This is a genomic window from Lapillicoccus sp. (assembly GCF_036559105.1).
GTDB lineage: Bacteria > Actinomycetota > Actinomycetes > Actinomycetales > Dermatophilaceae > Lapillicoccus.
In genome coordinates this window covers 1-2,025 of sequence record NZ_DATBTV010000016.1, presented here as the reverse complement: position 1 = coordinate 2,025, position 2,025 = coordinate 1, and the positions used below count along the sequence as shown (strand labels likewise).

2 protein-coding genes are annotated in these 2,025 nt (G+C 69.4%); both read right to left on the bottom strand.

All coding sequences use genetic code 11. The features are described from left to right. Window positions 1-1,359, bottom strand: a 1,359-nt coding sequence (pyk, locus tag VIG79_RS02370; RefSeq protein ID WP_331881654.1) for a pyruvate kinase, incomplete at its 3' end; no start/stop codon positions are given. Window positions 1,360-1,418: 59 nt separating this feature from the next. After that, window positions 1,419-2,025, bottom strand: a 607-nt coding sequence (locus VIG79_RS02365) for an FAD-dependent oxidoreductase (protein ID WP_331881651.1), incomplete at its 5' end; no start/stop codon positions are given.

The window sequence follows — 2,025 nt, the reverse complement described above, 5'->3', positions numbered from 1 at the left end:
GGGCGGGGACCCGGCGACGATCACGACCAGGTCGCCCTCCTTGGCTCGGCCGTTGGCCAGCAGGGTCAGGTCGACCTGGCGCGCCATCTGGTCGGTATGCCGCGCCATGGGCACGAGGAACGTCTCGATCCCCCAGGCCAGCGCCAGCCTCGAGCGCGTGTGCTGCTCCGGGGTGAAGGCGAGCATGGGGATCCGCGGTCGGATCCGCGACATCCGCTTGGCGGTGTCGCCGGACTGGCTGAATGTGATGAGGTACTTGACCCCGAGCAGCTCGCCGATCTCGACAGCCGCCGCAGACACCGCTCCCCCCATGGTGTGCGGGCGCGTGCCCAGCGGCGCGATGCGCTCGAGCCCGTGCTCCTCGGTGCTCTCGATGATCCGCGCCATCATCTCGACGGCCTCGATCGGATGCGCGCCGACGCTGGTCTCGCCCGACAGCATCAACGCATCCGCACCGTCGAGCACGGCGTTGGCGGCGTCGGACGCCTCGGCGCGGGTCGGTCGCGGGTTCTCGATCATCGACTCCAGCACCTGCGTGGCCACGATGACGGGCTTCGCCTGGCGCCGTGCGATCTCGATGGCCCGCTTCTGGACGATCGGGACCTCTTCGAGCGGCAGCTCGACGCCGAGGTCGCCGCGGGCCACCATGACGCCGTCGAACGCGGCGATGATCTCCTCGAGATTGTCCACGGCCTGCGGCTTCTCGATCTTGGCGATCACCGGCAGGCGGACGCCGACCTCGTCCATCACCTCGTAGACGTCGTCGAGGTCCTTGGCGGACCGCACGAACGACAGGGCGATCATGTCCGCCCGTAGCCCCAGCGCCCAGCGCAGGTCGTCCTTGTCCTTCTCGGACAGGGCCGGGACCGAGACCGCGACCCCGGGCAGGTTGATGCCCTTGTTGTTGGACACCGTCCCCGGGACGCGCACCACGGTTCGGACGTCGGTGTCGGTCACCTCGGTGGCCTCGAGGGCCACCTTGCCGTCGTCGATCAACAACATGTCCCCGACGTGGACGTCACCGGGCAGGCCCTTGTAGGTGGTGCCCACCTCGACCTTGTCGCCGTCGACCTCACGAGTGGTGATGGTGAAGACGTCACCCACGGCGAGCTCCACCGGGCCGTCCTTGAACCTCGCCGTGCGGATCTTGGGACCTTGAAGGTCGACGAGTATGCCGACCGCGTGGCCGCTCTCGTCGCTGGCCGCCCGGATGTGGCGATAGATCGCCTCGTGGTCGGAGTAGGCGCCGTGCGAAAGGTTCAACCTTGCGACGTCCATGCCCGCGGTGACGAGCTCCCGGATGCGTTCAGGCGAGGCGACAGCAGGGCCGAGGGTGCAGACGATCTTCGCGCGGCGCATGCACTCGACCCTAGCGGTCGGCGCTGCGGAACGTGACCCCGGTCACTCTGCGGACAGCCCTAGACGACGAGCGGACGGTCCGTCGGGTTGACGGGTCGCGGTAGTGCCGAGTCGCCGGTGAGGAACCGGTCGACTCCCGCTGCGGCAGAACGGCCTTCGGCGATGGCCCACACGATCAGCGACTGTCCCCGGCCGGCGTCGCCGGCCACGAAAACGCCCGGGACGGAAGACATGAAGTCCGCGTCGCGCTGCACGTTCGACCGCTGGTCGAGGTCCACTCCGAGCTGCTCGACGACCCCCGCGCCCTGCGGCCCCAGGAAGCCCATCGCGAGCAGGATCAACTGTGCCGGCAGGACCCGCTCAGTGCCTTCGACCTCCTCGAACCCGCGCTCACCCATCCGCACGTCGACGACCCGGATCCCGCTGACCTTGCCGTCCTCGCCGAGGATCTCCTTGGTCGACGCGGCATACACCCGCTCGCCGCCCTCCTCGTGCGCCGACGCGATCCGGAAAAGCATCGGGTACGTCGGCCACGGCTGGCCGGAGGGACGGTCCTCGCCCGGCTGGGGCATGATCTCCAGGCTCGTCACCGAGCGCGCACCCTGCCGGTGCGCGGTGCCGATGCAGTCGGCCCCGGTGTCGCCACCGCCGATGACGATGACGTCC